Source organism: Pseudoleptotrichia sp., assembly GCF_057270515.1.
In genome coordinates this window covers 330,952-349,843 of the sequence record NZ_DBHIXS010000001.1, presented here as the reverse complement: position 1 = coordinate 349,843, position 18,892 = coordinate 330,952, and the positions used below count along the sequence as shown (strand labels likewise).

The window sequence follows — 18,892 nt, the reverse complement described above, 5'->3', positions numbered from 1 at the left end:
TTGGAACTTTTTTCCCAACAGTTAATGCAACAGAAATTGGATTATTTCTAACTTCCTCTAATTCTTCATGTGTCAATGGCTCAGTATAGTCATTTTTTATATTATTCCATCTATCTTCATTTAATTTTATATAATTGTTCATCTTATAATTTCCTCGTAATTTTATATTATTTCGATTTAAGTTGAATATGTTGCCATTACATTTTTCTCACCTCTACAAATTCTAATTTATCTTCGTTGATGTTATTATTGAAATTGGTTGATAATTCTAAAAATTCTTTTTTTAAAGATTAAGTCAATGAAACAAATAATAAGCAGATAATGGGCATTTTTATTTTAAATTATCTCAAACCAAAAACCACACTGAGAAAAAGTGTGCCAGACTTCCCATAATCACAAATATATGCCAAATCATATGATTGAATTTGCATATTTTCCAAGTGTAGAAAATAGTTCCTAAAGAATATAAAATACCTCCTGTTACAAGATATATAAACGAAACGTTATTAATATTAGTTTTAAGCTCATTAAAAGCAAATACAATCATCCAACCCATAAACAAATAAAGCAGTGTGGAAAACATTTTCAATTTTCCCGTGAAGAAAGATTTAAATAAAATTCCTAAAATACATATTGCCCATTGTGTCCATAAAATTATAATTCCTGTTTTGGATTTTACTACTAAAACGAGGAAAGGCGTGTAAGTGGCTGCAATCAATATATAAATGGCTGAATGGTCAAATATTTCAAATATCCTTTTGGCAGTTCCGGGTTTTAATCCGTGGTAAATCGAAGACATAGTATAAAGGACTATAAGACCGAAGCCGAATATCATAAATGATATTATTGTTGGAAAATCCCTTGTCCAGCTCGCTCTTATTGTCAGTAAAATAAAAGCTATTATTGAAAGTCCTGCTCCTACCGTATGACTTACGAAGTTTGCTATTTCTTCTCCTTTTGAAGTATTATGCTCAAGTCCTGTGTTTTTTATATCGTTTTTCATTTCTGTTTCCTTTCGATTTGCAAAATTAATTTTTATGTTTATTTTATAATGAATGGATAAAAAAATCAAATAAAAAAATTATAATCAAAAAATAATTTGACTATTATCAATTTATATAATAAAATAATTTTATAGACAAAATAATTTTTAATTTGGAAGGAAAAATAAAATGATACATTACTTCTTAGCGGGCGGAATATTTATGTGGGGGATACTGCTGGCTTCTATATGCGGACTTGCAGTTATTCTGGAAAAGACATATTTATTCCTGACAAGTGAAAAAAATCTTACTGAAAATTATAAAAAAGAATTATACAGGACTCTAAAAAAAGGGAATAAAAAAGATATACTTGAATTATGCAAAGGGAAAAAAGATTCAGTTTCACAGCTTGTAGTAAAAACAATAGAAAATTCGGATGTTGATTTTGATAAGGCTGATATTTCCCATAAACAGTATATGGAAGAAATAATTACTGAAAATATTTTGGAGCAGACAATGAAACTCGAAAAAGGAATGTGGCTTTTAGGAGCCGTTGTAAATACCGCTCCGCAATTAGGACTGCTCGGAACGGTTACAGGAATGATAGTATCCTTTTCGGCACTCAGTACCAACAATACTGAAAGTGCAAGGGCAGTAGCTTCAGGTATTTCCGAGGCACTTTATACTACAGCATTTGGACTAATGGTAGCGATACCTTTTTTAGTGTTCTATAATTATTTTAATAAAAAAATAGACAATGTAGTTCTCGAAATGGAAAGGGCTTCTCTTCATTTTTTGAACAGATTTGAAAAAAGATATTAATTTGTAAATAATAAGTGAATATCTAATTTTTAGATATCAATTGTACAGAATGGAGTAAAAATGAGATTTACAAATAGGAGAACTAAAAGAAATGCCGAAATATCAATGCTGAATTTGATAGATGTCATATTTATGTTGTTAATATTTTTTATGATAACGACGACATTTAATAATTACGCACAATTCAACCTTGCCGTACCAAAAACGGATACAAAACAGGATAACCATGTAAAAGAAACAGCTGTGGAACTTATAATAGATAAAAATCTGCAATATTTTTTAAAAGTTGACGGAAATATAAAAACTATAAATCCTGAAAATCTGAAAGAAGAATTTTCCAAAATAAATCCCGAACTTTTGAAAAACGTAACACTTACTGCGGATGAACATCTGGAATATGGAAAAATAGTCGATATTATGGGGAGATTAAAAAATCAGGACGTGAAGAATATCAATCTCAATATACAAAAAAACAATAAATAAAGAAAGGAGAGTATGCGGTAAAGTATATTAATCCTGCATACGGAAGAGTTATGGTGAAAAAAATCGGTATTCTAAGTTTATTGGCAGTGGCTGCCTTGTTACATGCTGAAGGAAAATACGAAGGAAGAATGGAAGAAAGTGTGGTTACTTCTACGGGATTTACTGAAAATGTGGAAAAACAGATAAAAAATGTTACTGTTATCACAAATCAGGACATTAAAGACAAAGGGTATAATTCAGTAGAGGAAATACTGAGAAGGACACCGGGAATAAACTTTGTAAACAACGGTTTCGGTGAGATTGTGGATATAAGAGGACAGGGACCTGAAAAAGCTTCGGGACGTGTAAAAGTGTTAGTAGACGGAGTTTCTATGAACATACTTGACTTATCTCACGGTCTTGTACCTATAAATTCAGTATCTGTAGAAGAGATAGAAAGAATAGAGATTATACCGGGCGGAGGGTCTATTCTCTACGGAAACGGTACAGCAGGAGGAGTAATAAACATCATTACAAGAAGAGTGGATAAAGAAGGTGCTCACGGGAAAATCTACTACGAAAGCAGTTCTTACAATACAAATAAGGCAGGTGCAAGAACAGGAATAAAATTCAATGATAATTTCTCCATAGACTTGGGATATGAAAATATTAACGGTAGAGGCTACAGAGAAAAAGATAAAAACTCCAATGAATTTATATATGGAGGATTTACTCTTCAGAGCGACAGACAGAAATTGAGATTTAAAGCCACAAAATATAATGAGGACGGTGAAACTACAGACGGTCTGACATTGGAACAATTAAGTAAAAATAGAAAACAGGCAGGAGAGTATTTTAACAATACAACAGCTTTAAGAAAAGAATACACTCTTGAGTATAACATAAAACCTACTGATAATCTTGAATTTACAGTATTGGGATACAATCAGAAAATGCGGAGAAATTATGTTCAGGATTATGGAATGGGAGTTATAAATAATGGATTGTTCAGAGATAAGAAAAACGGTGTGAACTTAAAAGGAAACTTTAACTATGGAAGCGGAAATCTTGTATTCGGTTATGAATTTATAGATAACAAAATGCTGAGAAGATCTATAAATACAATGACAATGAGAGGAAGAACAAGAACGTTGTCAGATACGAAAATAGATTTATCCAAAAAGACAAATTCATTCTTCTTACTTGAAAGACATTCATTTACGGACAGATTGGAAGGTACTTTAGGATACAGATATGAGTCCGCGAAATACGATATTTTCAGAACTGACGGAGCAAGCTCATTAAAATCAAAATCCAAAGAAAATAATAACGCTTATGAAGCATCGTTGAACTTTAAATATTCCGATACGGGAAATATCTATGCAAAATATGAAAGAGGCTTTAGATCTCCAAGCCCTACAGAATTAGTAGATAAGGACAGAATAAAAGGATATACTTTAAATGGAGTAAAACCTGAAACTTATGACACTTATGAAATAGGTGTAAAAGATATGATAGCTAACTCATATGTGAGTCTGACAGGGTTCTATACAAAAACTAAAAATGAAATATCAATAGTCTGGGGTTCAGGAGCATTTATGAGAAACTGGAAATATAAAAACCTTGAAGAAACTGAAAGAAAAGGATTTGAATTATTTGCTGAACAATATTTAGGCAAATTCAGAATAAATGAATCTGTTTCTTATGTAAATGCAAGAATAACAAAAGGCGATAAAAAAGGTCATAAAATAGCCTATGTTCCGTCAACAAAAGCAACATTGGGACTGACTTATGATATTGTTACAGGATTGGCATTAAAAGCTGATGTAAATTATCTTTCGGGAACAGTGGACAACAATAATAATAAAGTAAAAGCATATTCCACTACTGATTTGGGAGTGAGTTACAGACATGAAAACGGTCTGGGAATAGATGCCGGAGTAAAAAATGTATTCGGTAAGAAATATAATCTGTTCCAAAATGGAGACAGCTATAAACCGGCAGGAGAAAGACAGTATTACTTGGGTGTAAGCTATGAATTCTAATATAAATATGAAAAAAATATATGCAGGACTGGTAATATTTCTGTTTATATTCATATTTATTGCTCTAAAAATGGGAGATACGGATATTTCGTTGAAAAATATAATCAGCTCTTTTCTGAACAAAAATAATGTGGACAGCTCAATAAAAAATATCATTTTAAATATAAGATTACCGAGAATACTAATGGCCGTATTGATAGGAATGCTACTGGCAAGTTCGGGGACAGTCGTACAGACTGTCTTCCGAAATCCTCTGGCAGACCCCTATATAATAGGAATATCTGCAAGTGCCACTTTCGGTGCCGTAATAGCCTTTATGCTGGAACTTCCCGATATAATGTACGGGATATCAGGGTTTATCACATCAGTGGCTGTTATATTGCTAATATTCAGATTATCATCAAGAAAAAATGGAACTGATATAACTTCACTTTTAATAATAGGAATTGCAATATCCTCTTTTTTAGGAGCATTTACTTCATTCAGTATGTATCTTATCGGACAGGATTCATTTAAAATCGTGGCGTGGATGATGGGATATATAGGAACTTCGTCATGGCTCAGAGTAGGTATTTTGACAATTCCTCTTATAATATCGGTTGCATATTTTTATTTAAAGAGATACGATTTGGATTTACTTTTGAGTGGAGATGAAGAAGCTCATTCCTTAGGCCTTGACGTGGGAAAGCTCAAAAGAAATATACTCATAATATCTTCACTGATTGTAGGATTTTCAGTAGCATTCACAGGAATGATAGGATTTGTAGGACTGATAGCTCCTCATACAATAAGGCTTATAACTAAGAGTAGCAGTAATGTAAAACTGATACCCCTTGCAACTCTGGGAGGAGGTCTGTTTCTTCTCATTTGTGATACGATAGGGCGGACGATATTGAGTCCTGTGGAAATTCCTATCGGGATAGTAACTGCATTTTTCGGGGCTCCTTTTTTTCTATATCTGGCAATAAAAAAAGGGAAAGGAGGATAATCCTGTGAAAAATGATATATATGCCGAAAATATCATATTTTCTTATGATAATAAAAGTGAAAAACTTTTAAACGGAATAGATTTGAATATAAAAAAAGGAGAATTTACAGGGATACTCGGGCCTAATGGCTGCGGGAAATCCACTCTTTTAAAAATTATATTGAAATATATTTCTCCGAGAACGGGAATAATAAGACTTCAGGATAAAGAACTGAAAGAATACAGCCAAAAAGAGCTTTCGGAAATATTGAGCTTTGTTCCTCAAAAGTCATCTCTCTCAATGCCTATGTCCGTGGAAGAAGTGGTCTATATGGGGAGAGTGCCGTACATAAAAAATAAATGGGCAGGTTTTGATAAAGAAGATGATGATAAAGTAAGTGAAATATTAAAGAAACTGAATCTCGAAAATTTCAGGAAAAGAAATATTTTTTCCCTTTCAGGAGGAGAATTTCAGAGGGTTTTGCTGGCAAGGTCATTAGCACAGGATACGTCTATCATAATGCTTGATGAGCCGACTTCGGCCCTTGATATGAATTATGCACTTGAGATAATGAAGCTGGTTTTTAATTTTGTAAAAACTGAAAATATGACCGCAATAATGGTAATGCATGATTTGAATTTAGCTTCGATGTACTGTGATAATCTCGTATTTTTGAAAGACGGGAAAATAAAATACAAAGGTACTCCCGAAGAACTGTTCAGACCCGAAGTTTTTTATGAAATATACGGGTTTGAATGTGAAGTGGCAAAACATAACGGTCATTTTTATGTAATACCGAAAAAAATATAATATATAAATTATGAAAACAGTAATAAATCAAAAACAAAATAATGGTGAAAAATAATAGCTGATAAGGAGGAACTTCTTATGAAATTTATAAAAAACGAAGTGATGAAAAAGAGTTTTCTTTTCTTTGTTTTATTGATGTCTTTAATGATAATATCCTGCTCGAAAAAGAATAATGACAGTAAAGAAAGCCCGCAGGGAGAAAGTAAATATAAAAGGATAGTGGTTATGGATCCTGCTGTAGTTGAAATGATATATCTGCTCGGTGCTGAAGATAAAATTGTAGGAATCACAAAGCTCCAAAGGTCAAAAATATGGCCCGAAGATAAAACAGACAAACTTGAAAGTGTAGGAACTTTTACAAATGTTTCAGTAGAAAAAGTACTTTCTCTAAAGCCTGATTTGGTAATAGCTTCCACTTTTTACGCTCCCGAAGGCTTTGAAAATCTTATGAAATCTAATAATATTGAACTTAAAAATGTTGGGGCAAATACAATAGAAGAAATTTTTGCTAATTTTAGAGAGATAGGAAAAATGCTCGGCAAAGAAAAAGAAGCTGAAAAAATAATTGCAGAAAAAAGGGAAAAGCTTGAAAAAATCAAAAAGTTGGAAACAAAGGAGAAAAAAGGAGTGTTTATACTGTCGGCTGCTCCTATGAGAATATTTGGCAAGGATACTTTGCCTGATGATATTATGAAATTGCTCAATATAAAAAATATTGCGGACAATATGCCGGGAAACAGTCCTATTTTGACACCTGAATATCTGATAAAGGAAAACCCTGACGTTATTCTGACATTAGTAAAAAATCCTGATGAAATTGTCAAGGCAAATCCTCAGATAAAAGACGTAGACGCAATAAAAAATAAAAAATTTATTGTTCTTGATTCCAATCAGGTTTTGAGAGGTTCTCCAAGAATAATAGACCATATTGCGGAAGTATATGAAAAAACTCAAAAAAATTAGTAATTCTAAAAAAATAAAAGAGGGGATTTATTTCGGAACAGGGGAACAGCAATGAAATTTTATATTATTTCAATAATTTTAAATATCGGTATTTTGTTTATACCAATCTTTACTCTACTGAAAGATACGGAAGAAAAGCAGGAAGTAATAACCGTAAATCTGCAAAATATGTCTTTTGAAAATAATGATAATGCAATAAATACGGGGCAGGAAGATCCGGAACAGAAAAATAAGGAAATAAACAGCAGTAAATCCAAAATAATACAGGATATTAACAGAATAACTGAAAACAGTGATATTAAAAAAAATATTGAAACGGTAAAAAAAACTCAAAAAACTGAAAATAGAAATATAGTCAGTCCTGCTGAAAACAGACAGACAGCAGTCAATAATAACAATAATCATCAATCTAATAATGACGGGCAGCTGTCATCGGGAAATTCGGTTTCTGACAAAAATACAAGCTCGGGAGATGCGGGGAAAGTAACGGATAACGGAGCCAGTACCAACGGAAATAGTAACAGGCAGCACAATAACAGCAGTAAAGATGCCGGAAATAATAATGACGGGGGAAAAGAAAAAGTTACTAATGTGTGTCGTGAAGGGATAGACTTTACCGTAACTTATAATCCTAATTTACAGTATCCTGTTGCTGCTGAAAGACTGGGATTGAGAAATACCGTTGTGATAAACGTAAAGCTGAATTTTAACAGTAACGGAAGTGTTTCCATTATAGGAGTATCCGGAGGAAACAATATATTTCGGGATGAAGCCAGAAGAGCTGCAAGCGGAATAAGAGTAAAGATAAAAAATCCTGAAACACTGAAATGCACCATAACAAAACCTTTCAGATTTAATCCGCGATAAGTTGGGGAAAAATAAAATACATAATAATAAAGGATAAGGTGAAAAGATGAAAGACAGAATTTTAAATCATATGAATGAAGACCATAATGAGGTGCTTGCTTTATACGTGCGTCATTTTAATAAAAGAGATGATGTAAAAGAAGCAAGACTGATAGATGTAGACGAAGAAGGAATGACAATCCGTATAAACGGAAATGAAATTGTGAAAGTGAATTTTATAAAAAGAACCGATTTTCAGGGAATGCATCTGGAAATGGTGAAAATGGCAAAAATAGCAAGAAAAGAACTGGGAATTCCGGCTCCTGAAAGATATAAGGATAAAAATCATTTAAAAGAAGAAGAATTGAAAATAGAGCTGAATGATTTTATAAGGGAATTTAAGTCGGTAATACTCGGAACAGTAACTGAAAAAGGAGAACCTAATGTTACTTATGCACCTTATTTGAGATTTAGAGGAGATAATTATATTTTTATAAGCACAACAGGGGATCATTTTGACAATCTGAAAAATAACGGGAAACTTGAAGTGCTGTTTGTAGAAGACGAAGCAAAGGCGAAAATGATTTCGGCAAGGGTAAGAGCGAGATTTAAAGCAGTTGCTGAATTTTTGGAAAGAGATTCCCAGTTTGAAGAGATTTTGGATGAATTTGAAAAAAAAGACAGCATAATAAAAATGACACGTACTATGAAAGATTTTTATCTTGTGAAACTGACTTTTAAAAGCGGAAGATATATTAAAGGAATTGGGAAAGCCTATGATATAACTGAAAATGGAGAAATGAATCATGTAACTCAAGACGGACATATTTACGAAAATGACGGAGAATAAGGAGAGATATATGTTTAGTGAGCGTTTTAAATCACATCATGATGTAGGCGGTATAATAGCTAAACATTTCGGTCATATGAAAAGACCTGTTCCGCCTGTGGAAATGGAAAAACTTCTTTTGGCAGAAGCTGAAGAGGAAAAAGGTGTAATGTATGTGCATATTCCTTACTGTGATAAAATATGCTCTTTCTGTAATCTCAACAGAAAACAGCTGGATAATGACCTTGAAGATTATACGGCTTTTCTGATTAATGAATTTGAAAGATATGGAAAAACAAGCTATATGAAAAGTAAAAAGCTGGACGCCATATTTTTTGGGGGAGGAACACCTACAATATTACGTGAACATCAGTTAGAAAAAATTCTTCAAAGTATAAAGGCAAATTACAAATTTACTGATGATTATGAATTTACTTTTGAAACGACATTGCATAATCTCAATGACAGGAAGATACAGATTTTACAGGAAAACGGAGTAAACAGACTGAGTATCGGTATTCAGTCATTTTCTCCGAAAGGAAGAGATACACTGAACAGGACATACACTAAAGAAGAAACGATAAAAAGACTGAAAAGAGTGAAAGAAACTTTTAACGGACTGGTCTGTATAGACATAATTTATAATTATCCTGATGAAACAGTGGAAGAGGTAACGGAAGATGCTGATATCATTATAGATCTTGAATTGGATAGTGCAAGCTTTTATTCTCTTATGATATATGAAGGCTCAAAAATGTCTGAAGATATAAGGGAAAATAGATTGGAGCTTAATTACAAACTGGAAACGGATAAAAAATTACACGATGCTTTTCTGAAAAGGCTCCTTTCCACAAATGATTATGAAATACTGGAACATACAAAAATAGTAAGAAAAAATAGGGATAAATATAAATATATCAAGCTTCTCAATGCAGGAACGGATACATTGCCCATAGGAGTGGGAGCCGGAGGAAAGCTCGGGAATATTGATATGTTTAGAATGAATCAAGAAAGACAGTTTCTTATGATGTCAAGTGAAGAAGAGAGAAAATTAAAAATTTTGAGCGGAATTTTTCAATATCCCGTAGTCTATTTTTCAGAAGTAAAAAAATATATATCGGAAGAAATATTTCATAAATTGTATGAACTGTTTAAACTGTTTGAAAGTAAAAAATATATAAAGTTATATAATGACCGTTATGAAATAACTGTTGACGGAGTATTTTGGGGAAATAATATGGACAGCGAGTTTATAAAATTATGTCTGGGAGGTTAGAAATATGAGTACATTAGTAGTATATTCCACAATGACAGGAAACACTGAAAAAGTGGCAAAAGCCATATTTGAAGTAATCGAAGAAGAAAAAGAAATAAAAAATGTTGCAGAAATAGAAAATTCCGAATATTATAAAAAATTTGATAAAATAATATTCGGTTATTGGGTAGACAAAGGCGATGCAGATGAAAGAATGAAAAAATTTATGTCCGAAGTAAGGGATAAAACTGTGGGAGCTTTTGGAACACTGGGAGCAAAGCCCGATTCTGAACATGCAAAAAAATGTATGGCAAAAGTAAAAACATTTTTAGAAGAAAATAATAATAAGGTAGAGAGAGAATTTATATGCAGAGGAGCCATAGATCCTAAACTTCTTGACAAATTCCGAAAGATGAATATGCCGGGACATCATGCTCCTACTCCCGAAAATGAAAAGAAATGGGCTGAAGCCGCAAAACATCCAAATGAAGAAGATTTTAAAAATGCAAAAAAGGTTTTTGAAGGATTTTGATTAAAAATAAATATTAAATTAATTATATTTATAGATTTTTTGTTTGATTTTTTTTTGGAGATATGTTAAAATAATTTAGTAAATAACAAAGACATATAGGGAACATATAATAAAAAAGGAATATTGCAGTATTCCTTTTTTATTTTTATCAGAAATAAAAATAGAGAATCATATATACAGGATTATCAAAAAAATCATAAAATTATAAAAAGTTAATAATTTTTCGTTGTTTGTAAATTAGAGTTGAAAATTTATAAAATTTAAGGTAAAATTTATAATAAATAGAATAAAAAATAAAGTTATAAATATGAAGAAAGGAAAAAATATGAAAAAATTGATTTTATTGCTTGTATTTCTAACAGGAATAACAATATTTGGACAAAAGAATATTTCATTTGAAAGTGGGTTTATCCCAAATGATGAAATGGAAAAAAATTTATCGGGAAATCCGAAAAAAGTTTCGTGGTTCAGTGCAAATTCGGACAAGGTATTTGACGAAGAAAGCGGAAAACACAATTTTCAGATTATACAGGAAAATAATCAAAAATATCTGATACAGTGGAAACCGGATTTTGTTTTTGAATGTTACTGTCATTCACGTAAAAGAATAAAATATATAAATCAACCTTATTCCAAAGAGCAAATTGCAAAAGGAGAAAAAGAAGGTAAACTGAAAAGATATATAATTTATCCTGATAAACAAAAAAATATATTTTATATAAAAAACTATACCGACCTTAAAGGCGAAAGATATGATAAATTATATTTTGGATTTGACAGTAAATTAAAAAAGATTGTTATTCTTGATAAAAATAATAGTTCTGATAAAAATTTTAACATAATTGAGATATTGGAGAAAGCAACGGAAGAATAGTAAAAACGGCTATGATAAAAAAGGAGCGGGATTATATGATTGATAAGAAAAAGGAACTGGAAAATCTTGAAAATAAGTACAAAGAAATTAAAAAACTGAATTTGGAAATAAGTTCCATAATAACTGAAATGAAAAATGACGTCGAAATAAATAGGGAAAATGAACTTCTTGAGGAAAAAGCTAAACTCGAAAATATTTTAAAATCTCTCGGAAAAAAACTGGAATTACAGGAAAAAGAGCTGAAAGATCTTAAAAATAGTAATACTGTCTTAATGGAAGAATTAAGAGAAACAAAAAAAGTACGAAGAATGGGCGAAGTAAAAAAATTTCAACTGTTTGCAGCTGAAAAAGTAAATGTAGAACTGGAAGAAAAGATGACAAAAAGGCTTGTAGACTATAATAATTGGCTGACAGAAAAAATAAAAGGTTTGGAAAAAGACTTGATGGGAGATTTTTACAAAGATGCTGCACATTTGAATAATGAACTGAAAGAGCTGACAAAAAATATCAAGGATTTTATGGAAAAAAGTGCTGAAAAAGTAACTGAAAAAAAAGAATATCTTCAGGAACAGACATCTATTTTTCACAATAAGATAGTAGAAGAAATGGAAGCCAAAGAAGGAGATTTTCTTTTTGAAAAAGAGAAAACAAGATTTATATTTGAAAAACTCGTAGGGCTGAAAGGATTTAATTTTTTAGGAATAATATCAATATTTCTGGGAGTTTTTCTTGTATTCAGAACGCATTTTATCAAAATTTTAGCCAATAATTATGTAAAAAGCGGCTCTTCATATTTACTGGGAATGATTTTTCTTTTTGCAGGTGAAAAGTTTTATCAGAAGAAAAAAAGACATTTTGCTGTAGGACTGATAGGCGGAGGAATAGGAATTCTCTATTTGACGACACTCCTGTCTACGCTATATCTGGAACTTTTCCCGATGACAGTGGGACTGATTATATCAGTAATACTTACAGGTCTGGTAATAGTTCTTGCATTCAGATATAATAGCCAGATAATAGGGATATTGGCGATGATAGGAGGTTATCTCCCTTACGGTACATATATCTGGATCAACAGGACAAATATCCAGATATATTATATTCTTGCATATTCCATTATTTTACAGGGAATAGTCTTAGGCATTTCATGGAAAAAAGACTGGGTATACAATAAAATACTCGGATTTATGATAGGAATATTTAATATGGCGGGTCTTGTTTATTATTTAAATGATAAAATGCATGACAAGCTGACTGCATTTTTTTATATTGTCATATTGACAACAGCATACAGTTATATTTTTCTAAATTCGCATAAAAAGGAAAATAGAGACAGTGATTTTACGGACTATATGTTTTTGAGTTTAAATCTGGTAATGAAATTTTCGCTCATATACAGTCTGTTTGATGAAACAACTCCATCATGGATGAAGACAGTCTTAGTCGGAGGAGTAGGAATAATATACGGATTTATCGGAGATAGACTTAAAGAAAACAAAGTTGCAAAAATCTTTTATATTGTAGCTCTTGGCTGCTTTATACTGATTATACCGCTTATAGTTTCAACGGAATATCTGGTGCTGGCATGGGGTCTCGAAACAGTGTTCCTTTATCTGATATACAAAAAATATAATAGTACGGAGCTTAAATATGGAACAATAGTGATTTACATAATTACTTTATTCAGTAACTTTGCAGTAAGAGAAGAAAAATTTTTTCTTGTATATATTCAGGATTTAATGATAATATTTTTCTCTTTTACAGTTTATTTCCTTATGAAAAAAAGTTACAAAAAGTCTGTAAAAATTTATGCTCCTTTAGTCAAATACTGTGTATTTCTTTATTCTATAGGCTTTATAAACAGAATAATTTATAAAATTATGACGGAGCTGAAAAACGGTGAGTATTATAAACTTATGCTGATTTCTGCATTTGTTACAGTACTGATAGTAAGAGAAGTTACTTATAAAGTCAAGAAGTTACAGGATAAAGCAAGTTTGGCTTTTCTCGCGATTATAGAAATAGTATATCTGATAAATATAAATTTACTGAATGTTTTTTGGGATTTTTTCACATCCGAAACTTATTTTCTCACGGAAATAAAACATTCAAAAGCAGAAATACTATTGATTTTCATAAATATTTTTCTGTTTATGACAGCAAGAAATGATATTCATTTCTGGATTTTCAAAAGAAATGAAAAAAATGTCAAATGGATATTTGGAGAAAGTATTTATATACTCGTTGTTTCATATATTATTTTAAAATACAGCCTCAGATTTGAATGGGCAGGACTTGGTATAAATACAATAGGGCTTCTGATGTGCGGATATCTTGTATGGAAAGGGTTTAAAGTGCCGAACAGAAATATAAGAAGAATAGGATTAGGAATAGGGATATTTTTTGTAATGAAAAGTTTCTTCGTAGATTTTGTCGAATTTGCTACTTCATACAGATTGATAGCTTATTTTAGTATGGGAGCTATTCTTATAGGAACTTCATATATTTATCAAACCGCATTAAAAAAGCTGGAACAGGAATCTAAAAATATTGATAATAAAACTTTTACAGAAAAAGGAGAAGATAAAGAAAATAAAAAAGATAAAAAAGAAGAATAAAAATCTTAATAAATTTGTAAAATGGAGAAGCAATGAAAAGAATAAATATATTTGATAAATTGACAATAGGTCTGTTTATAATATCAGTTTTTCAGCTTTTTTCTTATGAGTATTTTAAAGAAATAAAAGTAACAGGAAAGTCTGCTTATAAGGAGTTTTATATAACAGAGGATATTTATGCTAACAGCAGAAAAAATCTTGATGATATAAGAATAATTGATAAAAATGGAAAAGAGATACCTTATGTCATTGAAAATGAAAAAAGCAGCAAAATAGGAAAATTTAATACAGTAGAAATAAATATAACTTACAGTACGGAGCAGAAAGATAAAACAACTGTTTTAAAAATAAACAGTAAGTTTCTTCCGTTGAAAAAGATTGTCTTTGATATAGACGGCGAATTTAAAAGAGATTATTTTGTAAAAGATAAAGATGAAAATTATCTCAGTGAAGGAACTTTGATGAAAGTTGGAAATAAGAAAAATCTTACTGTAAATTTTGATAATATTCAGGAAAAAGATATAGCAATCATTGAAATACGGAATAGAGACAACACACCTTTAAAAATAAAAAGTATAAAAGGAATTTATGTTCCTGACAGGATAGTATTCAAAGATGAAAATGGAGAAAGTTATAAAATAACATTCGGCGATGACAGCCTTGATAAGCCCGAATATGACATAGCACAGTTCAGTGAGATGATAAAAGAAAGAAACCTTGTTACAATTGGAGAAATAAACAGAGTGAAGAAAGTTGAAAAGACTGAAAAACCTAAGATACAGGATTATACCTTTTATTACAACGTATTTATAGGAGTTGTAGTGATGATACTGATTGGATTTACAGCCAAAAAAATAATTAAAAAATAGAAAATTGAGAAATATAAAGATTGAGATGAATTTTGAAATGGAATTTCCTGTGAAAAAGTAATTTTTCCAACTTTGTAAGGAAAAAATACTTGACAAAATTATAGAGATTTTATATAATAATTTCATAATAATTTATAAGATATAAATCTATAAATAGAAAAGAAAAAATATAAAACAATTTCGGAGGTAAATTTAAAATGGTAAAATTAAGACTGACAAGATTAGGAAGAAAAAAAGTTCCTTTCTACAGAATAGCAGCTATGGAAGCATTATCAAAAAGAGACGGTAAAGCAATAGCATACTTGGGAACATATAACCCTTTGGCAGAAAATGACAAGCAGGTAGTATTGAAAGAAGAGGAAATATTGAGATTTCTTTCTAATGGTGCACAGCCTACAGAAACTGTAAAAAGTATTTTAACTAAAGCAGGAATATGGGCAAAATTTCAAGAAAATAAAAAGAAATAAAATAAATTTTCATATTAATAAAAATTTATAATGAAAAATGGCAGTATTGATAAATCTGCCTTTTTTTAATTTATGGGTAAATTCTTATTTTCACAAGCAAAAACTATTGTTTTAATAAAAAATATGTGGTAGAATTATTGTATAGTAAAATATTTTGTTATTTAAGTTTATAATATAAAAAATTATTATATTTAAAAAATTAAATAATAAATAAAATGTTTTAAAATTAGTTAAAATATATTGGAGGAAGATTATGAAACTTTCTAAAAGCAAATTGTTGAACATGTACGAATTAATGCTGGATATAAGAGACTTTGACTTAAAAGTAAACCAGCTTGTAAAAAGAGGAATGGTGCCGGGAATGACGCACTTGTCTGTCGGTGAGGAAGCTGCAAATATAGGAGCATTGTCAGCTTTAAATCCTGATGACCTTATTACATCCAATCACAGAGGACACGGTCAGGTAATCGGAAAAGGAATAGACCTGAATGCTATGATGGCTGAAATAATGGGAAAAGCTACAGGAACATGCAAAGGAAAAGGCGGTTCAATGCATATTGCAGATTTGGAGAACGGTAATTTGGGAGCTAACGGAATTGTTGGCGGAGGACACGGAATAGCAGTCGGAGCGGCATATACTCAGAAAGTAAAAAATACAGGCAAAATCGTAGTATGCTTTTTCGGAGACGGAGCTACAAACGAAGGAAGCTTTCATGAAGCATTGAATTTAGCTTCTGTCTGGAAAGTACCAGTTATTTTTTATTCCATAAACAACGGATACGGAATAAGTACATCGATAAAAAAAGTTACGAACATAGAACATATATATGAAAGAGCAGTTGCATACGGAATACCGGGATACTTTATAGAAGACGGAAATGATGTCCTTGCTGTTTATGAAACATTTAAAAAAGCTGTGGACTATGTGAGAAAAGGAAATGGTCCTGTATTAATCGAAAGTATTACTTACAGATGGTTCGGACATTCGAGCTCGGATCCGGGAAAATACAGAACTAAAGAAGAAGTTGATGAATGGAAGAAAAAAGACCCTATTTTGAAATTTAGAAAATATCTGGTTGAAAATAAATTAGCTACTGACGAAGAACTGGATAAACTTGAAGAAGTTTCAAAACAGAAAATCGAAGCTTCAGTGGAATTTGCTAAAAATAGCCCTGAGCCTACAATAGAATCAGCTTTTGAAGATATTTACGCAGACTAATTATGTATACGGATCATAATGAAACATAATACAATAAATGAATTAGAGATTATTGCTTTATAATACTTTTATTATCGACTGTAAAATTTTTATTTGAAAATAAAAGCTGAAAAGTTGATAAAAAAGAATTTTATTTGGCAACGTTTCGTTTGAAAAGTCAAATGAAAAATACAAAATTTGGATTATAACAGAAAATTTATCGGGATACTAACTTACTGAATAATTTCAGTATCATATAGAAAGATGAAAAACAGTTTAGAAATCACGTAGGAGGAAAAGAAAAATGAGTGATAACACAAAGTTAATGACTGTGAAAGAAGCAATCATAACGGCAATGTCTGAAGAAATGAGAAGAGATGAAAATGTATTTTTAATGGGAGAAGATGTCGGAATATTCGGGGGAGATTTTGGAACATCAGTAGGGATGCTCGAAGAGTTTGGACCCGAAAGGATAAAAGATACTCCTATTTCAGAATCAGCCATATCGGGAACAGCAATAGGTGCAGCAATGACAGGGTTAAGACCTATTGTTGACGTAACATTTATGGATTTTATAGTGTATATGATGGATAATATAGTAAATCAGGCTGCAAAAACAAGATATATGTTTGGAGGAAAGGGACAGATACCTGTAACATTCAGATGTGCCGCAGGTTCAGGAGTAGGTTCGGCGGCTCAGCACTCGCAGTCATTGGAATCATGGTTCTGTCATATACCCGGACTGAAAGTAGTGGCACCGGGAACACCGGCAGATGTAAAAGGACTTTTAAAATCAGCAATAAGAGATAATAATCCAGTAATATTCCTTGAGTACAAGGCTCAATACAATATGAAAGGGGAAGTACCTCTTGACCCTGATTTTCTAATACCTTTGGGAAAAGGAGAAATTAAAAGAGAAGGAACTGATATTACAATAGTAACTTACGGAAGAATGCTTGAAAGAGTGATGAAAGCCGCAGAAGAAGTCGCAAAAGAAGGGATAAATGTGGAAGTTGTCGACCCGAGAACTCTAATTCCTCTGGATAAGGAATTAATATTAAATTCCGTAAAGAAAACAGGCAGAGTTATCCTTGTCAATGATGCTCATAAGACAAACGGATTTATCGGGGAAATATCGGCAATGATTTCAGAAAGCGATGCTTTTGATTTTCTTGACAGTCCTATTGTAAGGCTGGCTTCGGAAGATGTTCCTGTTCCTTATAATCACACACTTGAAACGGCAATAGTACCAAGTGTTGAAAAAATAGTAGACGCAATTCACAAAGTAATGAATAAACAATAGTAGAAGGTGAAAATATGGAAAATGAAAAATTGAGAGCCACACCTGCTGCAAGAAGTTTGGCGAAAAGACTGGGAATAGACCTTTTCAAAATCCAGGGCAGCGGTGCTAAAGGCAGAGTTCATAAAGAAGACGTGGAAGTTTTCAGTTATGAAAAAAGAATTCACATATCACCTCTCGCAGCCAAGATAGCTGCAGATTACGGTATTGACTTGGAAAATGTAACCGGAAGCGGTCATAACGGTAAAATAATGAGAGATGATATAATGAAATTAATCGGAAAATCTCAGGAAACTCAAGAGCCTGTAAAAAAAGAAGAAGCAAAAGCGGTAAAACAGGAACAGGCTGTAGGAGATACGGAAACAATACCTATGTCTCCTATGAGAAAAGTAATCGCAAAAAGAATGTCGGAAAGCTATTTTACAGCTCCTACATTTACATTAAACTATGAAATAGATATGACTGAAATAAAAGCCCTGAGAGCAAAAATTTTAGATACAATACTTGAAAATACGGGTAAAAAAGTTACTATTACCGATATAATATCATTTGCAGTAATAAAAACATTAATGAAACACAAATATATAAATTCGAGCTTATCGGAAGACGGAAGTCAGATTATCTTCCATAACTATGTGAGTTTAGCGATAGCCGTAGGAATGGATGACGGACTTCTTGTTCCCGTAATACAGAATGCGGATAAAATGACATTATCCGAATTGGTTGTAAACTCTAAGGAAATAGTATCTAAAGCACTTGCAATGAAACTTTCTCCTGCGGAGCAGTCAGGAAGTACATTTACTATAAGTAATTTAGGAATGTACGGAGTTCAAAGCTTTAATCCGATTATAAATCAGCCTAACTCTGCCATATTGGGAGTATCAGGAACAGTAGATAAACCTGTAGTTGTAAACGGAGAAATCGCTATAAGACCTATTATGACTCTTTGTCTGACGATAGACCACAGAATCGTGGACGGACTTGCGGGAGCAAAATTCATGCAGGACTTGAAAAAATTATTGGAAAATCCTATATCAATGTTAGTATAGAC

General features: G+C 31.6%; 18 protein-coding genes and 1 pseudogene. 17 read left to right on the top strand and 2 right to left on the bottom strand.

What is annotated here, in order from left to right:
- A pseudogene (locus ACO5J6_RS01790) lies at positions 1–142 on the bottom strand (class I SAM-dependent methyltransferase); the annotation flags it as partial.
- Between the two features lie 204 nt (positions 143–346).
- A complete protein-coding gene (gene trhA, locus ACO5J6_RS01785; protein ID WP_485641646.1) occupies positions 347–1,003 on the bottom strand; it encodes a PAQR family membrane homeostasis protein TrhA in 657 nt (218 codons plus the stop codon).
- A gap of 169 nt (positions 1,004–1,172) precedes the next feature.
- Here trhA and ACO5J6_RS01780 point away from each other — a divergent pair, with 169 nt between their 5' ends.
- From ACO5J6_RS01780 to ACO5J6_RS01700, 17 genes are all read left to right on the top strand, one after another.
- Entirely contained in the window at positions 1,173–1,805 is a 633-nt protein-coding gene (locus ACO5J6_RS01780; protein WP_485641645.1) for a MotA/TolQ/ExbB proton channel family protein, read from the top strand.
- A gap of 60 nt (positions 1,806–1,865) precedes the next feature.
- Positions 1,866–2,288 carry an ExbD/TolR family protein gene (locus ACO5J6_RS01775; RefSeq protein ID WP_485641644.1) on the top strand — a complete coding sequence of 141 codons (423 nt, stop codon included), beginning with the start codon at positions 1,866–1,868 and terminating at the stop codon, positions 2,286–2,288.
- Positions 2,289–2,338: 50 nt separating this feature from the next.
- Positions 2,339–4,312 (top strand): TonB-dependent receptor, encoded by a 1,974-nt coding sequence (locus ACO5J6_RS01770; RefSeq protein WP_485641642.1) that lies wholly within the window; start codon positions 2,339–2,341, stop codon positions 4,310–4,312.
- 7 nt (positions 4,313–4,319) lie between these two features.
- On the top strand, positions 4,320–5,300 hold the full coding sequence (locus ACO5J6_RS01765; RefSeq protein WP_485641659.1) for a FecCD family ABC transporter permease: 981 nt from the start codon (positions 4,320–4,322) through the stop codon (positions 5,298–5,300).
- A gap of 4 nt (positions 5,301–5,304) precedes the next feature.
- On the top strand, positions 5,305–6,090 hold the full coding sequence (locus ACO5J6_RS01760; RefSeq protein WP_485641640.1) for an ABC transporter ATP-binding protein: 786 nt from the start codon (positions 5,305–5,307) through the stop codon (positions 6,088–6,090).
- Positions 6,091–6,168: 78 nt separating this feature from the next.
- Positions 6,169–7,053 carry an ABC transporter substrate-binding protein gene (locus ACO5J6_RS01755; protein WP_485641638.1) on the top strand — a complete coding sequence of 295 codons (885 nt, stop codon included), beginning with the start codon at positions 6,169–6,171 and terminating at the stop codon, positions 7,051–7,053.
- A 51-nt stretch (positions 7,054–7,104) separates the two neighbouring features.
- Complete coding sequence (locus ACO5J6_RS01750; RefSeq protein ID WP_485641637.1) at positions 7,105–7,920, top strand: energy transducer TonB; 816 nt, start codon at positions 7,105–7,107, stop codon at positions 7,918–7,920.
- A 46-nt stretch (positions 7,921–7,966) separates the two neighbouring features.
- Entirely contained in the window at positions 7,967–8,749 is a 783-nt protein-coding gene (locus ACO5J6_RS01745) for a HugZ family heme oxygenase (RefSeq protein ID WP_485641635.1), read from the top strand.
- Positions 8,750–8,759: 10 nt separating this feature from the next.
- Positions 8,760–10,004, top strand: coding sequence for a radical SAM protein (locus tag ACO5J6_RS01740; RefSeq protein ID WP_485641634.1), 1,245 nt, complete (start codon positions 8,760–8,762; stop codon positions 10,002–10,004).
- Between the two features lie 4 nt (positions 10,005–10,008).
- A complete protein-coding gene (locus ACO5J6_RS01735) occupies positions 10,009–10,515 on the top strand; it encodes a flavodoxin family protein (RefSeq protein WP_485641633.1) in 507 nt (168 codons plus the stop codon).
- Between the two features lie 325 nt (positions 10,516–10,840).
- On the top strand, positions 10,841–11,389 hold the full coding sequence (locus ACO5J6_RS01730; protein ID WP_485641632.1) for a hypothetical protein: 549 nt from the start codon (positions 10,841–10,843) through the stop codon (positions 11,387–11,389).
- Between the two features lie 35 nt (positions 11,390–11,424).
- Positions 11,425–14,007 carry a DUF2339 domain-containing protein gene (locus tag ACO5J6_RS01725; RefSeq protein WP_485641631.1) on the top strand — a complete coding sequence of 861 codons (2,583 nt, stop codon included), beginning with the start codon at positions 11,425–11,427 and terminating at the stop codon, positions 14,005–14,007.
- Between the two features lie 32 nt (positions 14,008–14,039).
- Positions 14,040–14,876 carry a hypothetical protein gene (locus tag ACO5J6_RS01720; protein ID WP_485641630.1) on the top strand — a complete coding sequence of 279 codons (837 nt, stop codon included), beginning with the start codon at positions 14,040–14,042 and terminating at the stop codon, positions 14,874–14,876.
- Positions 14,877–15,073: 197 nt separating this feature from the next.
- Complete coding sequence (gene rpsP, locus ACO5J6_RS01715; RefSeq protein ID WP_485641629.1) at positions 15,074–15,343, top strand: 30S ribosomal protein S16; 270 nt, start codon at positions 15,074–15,076, stop codon at positions 15,341–15,343.
- Between the two features lie 253 nt (positions 15,344–15,596).
- A complete protein-coding gene (locus ACO5J6_RS01710) occupies positions 15,597–16,562 on the top strand; it encodes a thiamine pyrophosphate-dependent dehydrogenase E1 component subunit alpha (RefSeq protein ID WP_485641628.1) in 966 nt (321 codons plus the stop codon).
- A gap of 283 nt (positions 16,563–16,845) precedes the next feature.
- A complete protein-coding gene (locus ACO5J6_RS01705) occupies positions 16,846–17,844 on the top strand; it encodes an alpha-ketoacid dehydrogenase subunit beta (RefSeq protein WP_485641627.1) in 999 nt (332 codons plus the stop codon).
- Positions 17,845–17,858: 14 nt separating this feature from the next.
- Positions 17,859–18,890: a dihydrolipoamide acetyltransferase gene (locus ACO5J6_RS01700; protein ID WP_485641626.1), complete on the top strand. Its 1,032-nt coding sequence runs from the start codon at positions 17,859–17,861 to the stop codon at positions 18,888–18,890.
- Positions 18,891–18,892: the final 2 nt, after the last annotated feature.

Excerpts from the sequence above, each read along its gene's own strand:
- trhA (WP_485641646.1), bottom strand. The coding sequence starts at position 1,003 with ATGAAAAACGATATAAAAAACACAGGACTTGAGCATAATACTTCAAAA.
- ACO5J6_RS01780 (WP_485641645.1), top strand. The coding sequence starts at position 1,173 with ATGATACATTACTTCTTAGCGGGCGGAATATTTATGTGGGGGATACTG.
- ACO5J6_RS01775 (WP_485641644.1), top strand. The coding sequence starts at position 1,866 with ATGAGATTTACAAATAGGAGAACTAAAAGAAATGCCGAAATATCAATG.
- ACO5J6_RS01770 (WP_485641642.1), top strand. The coding sequence starts at position 2,339 with ATGGTGAAAAAAATCGGTATTCTAAGTTTATTGGCAGTGGCTGCCTTG.
- ACO5J6_RS01765 (WP_485641659.1), top strand. The coding sequence starts at position 4,320 with ATGAAAAAAATATATGCAGGACTGGTAATATTTCTGTTTATATTCATA.
- ACO5J6_RS01755 (WP_485641638.1), top strand. The coding sequence starts at position 6,169 with ATGAAATTTATAAAAAACGAAGTGATGAAAAAGAGTTTTCTTTTCTTT.
- ACO5J6_RS01750 (WP_485641637.1), top strand. The coding sequence starts at position 7,105 with ATGAAATTTTATATTATTTCAATAATTTTAAATATCGGTATTTTGTTT.
- ACO5J6_RS01745 (WP_485641635.1), top strand. The coding sequence starts at position 7,967 with ATGAAAGACAGAATTTTAAATCATATGAATGAAGACCATAATGAGGTG.
- ACO5J6_RS01740 (WP_485641634.1), top strand. The coding sequence starts at position 8,760 with ATGTTTAGTGAGCGTTTTAAATCACATCATGATGTAGGCGGTATAATA.
- ACO5J6_RS01735 (WP_485641633.1), top strand. The coding sequence starts at position 10,009 with ATGAGTACATTAGTAGTATATTCCACAATGACAGGAAACACTGAAAAA.
- ACO5J6_RS01730 (WP_485641632.1), top strand. The coding sequence starts at position 10,841 with ATGAAAAAATTGATTTTATTGCTTGTATTTCTAACAGGAATAACAATA.
- ACO5J6_RS01725 (WP_485641631.1), top strand. The coding sequence starts at position 11,425 with ATGATTGATAAGAAAAAGGAACTGGAAAATCTTGAAAATAAGTACAAA.
- ACO5J6_RS01720 (WP_485641630.1), top strand. The coding sequence starts at position 14,040 with ATGAAAAGAATAAATATATTTGATAAATTGACAATAGGTCTGTTTATA.
- rpsP (WP_485641629.1), top strand. The coding sequence starts at position 15,074 with ATGGTAAAATTAAGACTGACAAGATTAGGAAGAAAAAAAGTTCCTTTC.
- ACO5J6_RS01710 (WP_485641628.1), top strand. The coding sequence starts at position 15,597 with ATGAAACTTTCTAAAAGCAAATTGTTGAACATGTACGAATTAATGCTG.
- ACO5J6_RS01705 (WP_485641627.1), top strand. The coding sequence starts at position 16,846 with ATGAGTGATAACACAAAGTTAATGACTGTGAAAGAAGCAATCATAACG.
- ACO5J6_RS01700 (WP_485641626.1), top strand. The coding sequence starts at position 17,859 with ATGGAAAATGAAAAATTGAGAGCCACACCTGCTGCAAGAAGTTTGGCG.